The sequence below is a fragment of the Leptospira stimsonii genome (assembly GCF_003545885.1).
GTDB lineage: Bacteria > Spirochaetota > Leptospiria > Leptospirales > Leptospiraceae > Leptospira > Leptospira stimsonii.
The window spans coordinates 1-4327 of record NZ_QHCT01000021.1; the positions used below are offsets into that span (position 1 = coordinate 1).

Annotated in this window: 4 protein-coding genes; all 4 read right to left on the minus strand. The window is 39.1% G+C overall.

The window, feature by feature from the left end:
- Positions 1-257: 257 nt before the first annotated feature.
- Positions 258-1244: a hypothetical protein gene (locus DLM75_RS23880; protein WP_118971016.1), complete on the minus strand. Its 987-nt coding sequence runs from the start codon at positions 1242-1244 to the stop codon at positions 258-260.
- Positions 1245-1902: 658 nt separating this feature from the next.
- Entirely contained in the window at positions 1903-2202 is a 300-nt protein-coding gene (locus DLM75_RS23885; RefSeq protein ID WP_118971017.1) for a helix-turn-helix domain-containing protein, read from the minus strand.
- Positions 2199-2534 (minus strand): type II toxin-antitoxin system RelE/ParE family toxin, encoded by a 336-nt coding sequence (locus DLM75_RS23890; RefSeq protein WP_118971018.1) that lies wholly within the window; start codon positions 2532-2534, stop codon positions 2199-2201. The genes DLM75_RS23885 and DLM75_RS23890 overlap by 4 nt, the downstream gene beginning before the upstream one ends.
- Before the next feature lie 703 nt (positions 2535-3237).
- Positions 3238-4209, minus strand: coding sequence for a DUF4062 domain-containing protein (locus DLM75_RS23895; protein WP_118971019.1), 972 nt, complete (start codon positions 4207-4209; stop codon positions 3238-3240).
- Positions 4210-4327: the final 118 nt, after the last annotated feature.

A 4327-nucleotide genomic window follows, 5' to 3' on the forward strand; every position in this document is an offset into this window, starting at 1 on the left:
CTTGAAATCTTGTCAGCATTTTTTTAAATGCGTTAATATGAAAATTAATTTCCGGGCTATGGCAACTAACGAAAGAGACTTCTCGACGTTGCGTCCGCAAGCGCCTATGCGCGACGCGGTTGGCACGAGGTTCGAGGCGCCTTAGCGCCGTCGCGCGAACCGAAGTGACAAAGCAATGTGCCGAAGGCCGCAGTGAGTCCGAGCGGGAACCGTGAGTGACGAACGAAGCGAGAAGTCGAAGTTAGGCGTCGTTTGTATCAAAATGGAAGAAATGGATTGAATTTGAGATCAATCAATCCCCTTCCAATAGAACGAATTAGAATAATAAGATTATGGAAATCCTGTTTAAATCTCGCTTCGTCAAGAGTGGCATTATGAAACAGCTTATTTCTGGTCCATACAATATTAGTGACAATTTCGATTACTTCTTTGTCGGTCACTTTAAAATATATAGGTAATTTTCCAGAAAGGATTTCATTAATTGAGTAAAATAGCCTTTCCCCACGGCTATCTCTATCTGAACCTCTTCCAAGTATAAACCCTTGAGAGCGATTAATTAGTATTGCTTTTGTTTCAGCGGCTATATTAGTAAATAACAATTTTATATTTTTAGAAAGATCTTTTTTTTCTTTCTCTGAAAGCAAAGATTTGCTTTTTAAAGAACAATTTCCTTCAATAATTTCTAAAGTCATAAACGCACTATAAAATTTGGATTTATCACTATGGGGACCACATAACTCGGAAAGAGACCTCATTATTGTTCTTAACAATTCATCGTGATAAATTATTGAAAACGATTCGTCAAAATTATTGATGTCTATATCAAATTGATGATTATGAGTTCGCCGGACATTATCACCTTTCTGACCTTTTAAGCATATAACTTGGCTTTTTAATATTTCGAATTTGGCCTCTAACAAATCTTTGTCGAAGAAATTTTCAAATTGATGAAATAAGTAAAAATTGATAAACAAATTACACAACTCAAAGGCTCTCTCGAACGCGTTCTCATAATTATTTTCAATTATACCGTCAACACTCAGGAATATCTGTTCTAAATCTTCGTCTTCATCTAATTCTTGAGGCTCGCAAAGCTTAAAAGTAATAAAAGAATTATCAATTTTTGACTTAAATATTATTTCCGAAGCACTTATTGAAGTGCTATTAAAAAATGAATACGTAGCCTTGCTTTCAGTATAATTAACCGTAATTGGAAACGCAAATGAATATTGATCCTGAAGCATATTTACAAATGACGCCTAACGACAGAAGCTTGCCGACGTTGCGTCCCCGGAGCGCCTTTGCGCGAAAGGGTCGCGAACTTCTATTTCTGAAGATCCTTTCTATTACTACTTAGCCAAGTTCGCGAAGCGATGTGTCGAAGACCGAAGTGAGTCCCGAACGGGAACCGTGAGTGGCGAACGAAGCGGCAAGCGTTAGTTAGCCGCTGTTTGCCCAATCAATATCAAATTGCATCGCGGGGACTGCTGGGGGCTCAAGAAACATTGATTACGGAAATAGTAACTTTTGAACTTTAAAGTTTTTCCTGGAAGGAAAGACCAATACAGAAAAGCAATAACACTTCTTTCTTAATTTCCGGATTAGAATCAAGTTAGTCTAGTAGAGAAGAACAAATCCGGAATTTCCCCTTGCCCCGCTTCGTCCCCGCGCCTTTTTCAGTCATCCCCCGGGCAAATGGCGGCTAACGAAAGAGGCTTCTCGACGTTGCGGCCGCAAGCGCCTGTGCGCGACGCGGTTGGCACGAGGTTAGAGGCGCCTTAGCGCCGGCTCGCGAACCGAAGTGACAAAGCAATGTGGCGGAGCCCGTAGTGAGTCCGAGCGGAAACCGCGAGTGACGAACGCAGTGAGAAGCCGAAGTTATGCGAAGTGGCTGATTATTGTTTAAGCGTTTCTACTCTTTAAATGTATTACTGGCTCAGCATCCAATGCTTTTGCAAGTCGGTTAATTAATGATAATGATAAGTTCTTATAATTTCCTGATTCAATGCGTGCTATCGCTGGTTGAGAAGTGCCAATTTTCTCCGCTAAATCCTTTTGAGTCAAATTTCTCTTTTTTCTTAGTTTAATGATCTCTTTAGCTAAAGTGAACTCATTAGAAAGAACTTCATATTCTTTCTTAAAATCTTTATTCTTTAATTCCTTAGTTAGAAGTGAATCAAAGTCCTTCGTTTTAAGTTTCATACTTGCTCTCCTCTATAAGCCTTCATCAACTTGAAGGCTTTAGTCAATTGATCTTTACTCGTCTTTTGTTCTTTCTTTATATATCCTGAAGTTAAAATAATAACACGATCCTTCTCAAAGAAATAAAAGAATCTACAAATATTCGTGCCTTGTTTAATTCTTAGTTCGAATAACCCTTCGTAACCTTGAATTTTCTTAGAAAATGGCTCTCTTAATTCAAGCCCAAATTCTCCTAATAATTCAATGGTTCTAAATGCTTTCGCTTTAAGTTTGTTTTCCAGTTTTAAAAGAAACGCTTCCGCAGGTTCAAATAATTGGATTTTAAACTTCACTATTCAAATATATCAAATTTGATATATTTGTCAATTCCTATTTCAATTTAGTTTTCAGCCATTTCGCATAACGACAGAAGCTTGACGACGTCGCGTCCCGGAGTGCCTGCGCGCGAAAGGGTCGCGAACTTCTATTTCTGAAAATATCTTCTTTTACTACTTAGCCAAGTTCGCGAAGCGATGTGTCGAAGACCGTAGTGAGTCCGAACGGGAACCGTGAGCGACGAACGAAGCGGCAAGCTTTAGTTAGCCGCTGTTTGCCCAATCAATATCAAACTGCATCGCGGGGACTGCTGGGGGCTCAAAAGATATTGATTACGGAAATAGTAACTTTTGAACTTTAAAGTTTCTCCTGGAAGGAAAGACCAATACAGAAAAACCATAACACTACTTTCTTAATTTCTGGATTAGAATCAAGTGAGTCTAGTAGAGAAGAACAAATCCGGAATTTCCCCTTGCCCCGCTTCGTCCCCGCGCCTTTTTCCGTCATCCCCCGGGCAAATGGCGGCTAACGAAAGAGGCTTCTCGACGTTGCGGCCGCAAGCGCTTGTGCGCGCCGCGGTTGGAACGAGGTTCGAGCGTCCTTAGACGCGGCTCGCGAACCGAAGTGACAAAGCAATGTGCCGAAGGCCGTAGTGAGTCCGAGCGGGAACCGCGAGTGACGAACGAAGCGAGAAGCCGAAGTTATGCGAAGGTTTCTCTATCAAAATGGAATGTCATCATCATCGTTTACTAAAGCTGGTACATAATCATGCTTTATCCAGTTTGAATTCCATTTAGCTCCTGGAACTATCTTAAGCTTTTGATCAATATCAAACATATCGTTAGAAAATAAGAAAGTACTCGCCTCACCTGTTAACTCATTTCGATAATGATATTTTATCGAGTTTTCTTCTGCAAGGGTTCGATGTCTTCTATAACCATTGAAATGCATAAACGAATTCAATTCATCTTTAGTCGTAAAGATAATTGGAAATTTTAGATTTAGTTCATTTTTTAATTGAGAAAAGGCAGGGTGATTTCTCAGAAGTATTTCTTCAACGACGGCATCGGTACTTCTACGCTCGCGAGACAAATACTCAACCAACTCATCTAAAGTTTTCGAGGTATTAGACAATTTATCAATTAATTTATACTCTCTCTGTCTGGAAGATTCTTGCAAAAGTCTTTGATAAAGACCTGCCCATTGTTCTTTTAAGAAGCCAATAATGTCTTCTGCGGTCTCAAACTGATGTAATATGTTATTTGTAGATAGATTTCTGATCTCTTCTAAAAATTTATAAATTCTTATATCATCAACGTAGTTAAATGTAACGGAATCAGAATCTTTATTTCTTAAATAAGTATAATATTCAGTATCTACAGATTTTTCAATAAAGATATAAACTTGCTTCGAAAGATCCCTAGCTGTTTTCAATTCGATATTTGATATAGAGCTTTGTGGCTCAAAAGAAGGACTACCGAAACGACCACCAACAATCGAAATCAAAATGTCAACATTCGAAATTTCTCGATAACAATACTCTTCTAATTTTTCATCTCTTCCATAAGGAATATGCCCTCTTTCATTTAGCACAGGTTCATAGCCAACTTCTTTAATAAACTTTTCCAAATCTGCTCTTATCTGCCGTAAATCATAAAAAGTTGAACTAATAAATATCCTTGGTTTTGCCATTTTACCTACTATTGCAATTCAAATTCATAGAAACTTTCGCATAACGAAAGAGGCTTCTCGACGTTGCGTCTCCGAGCGCTTGTGCGCGAAGGAGTTGGCACGAGGTTCGAGTGAGCCT

Coding starts and splice junctions, on each gene's coding strand:
- DLM75_RS23880 (WP_118971016.1), bottom strand. CDS start 1,244: ATGCTTCAGGATCAATATTCATTTGCGTTTCCAATTACGGTTAATTAT.
- DLM75_RS23885 (WP_118971017.1), bottom strand. CDS start 2,202: ATGAAACTTAAAACGAAGGACTTTGATTCACTTCTAACTAAGGAATTA.
- DLM75_RS23895 (WP_118971019.1), bottom strand. CDS start 4,209: ATGGCAAAACCAAGGATATTTATTAGTTCAACTTTTTATGATTTACGG.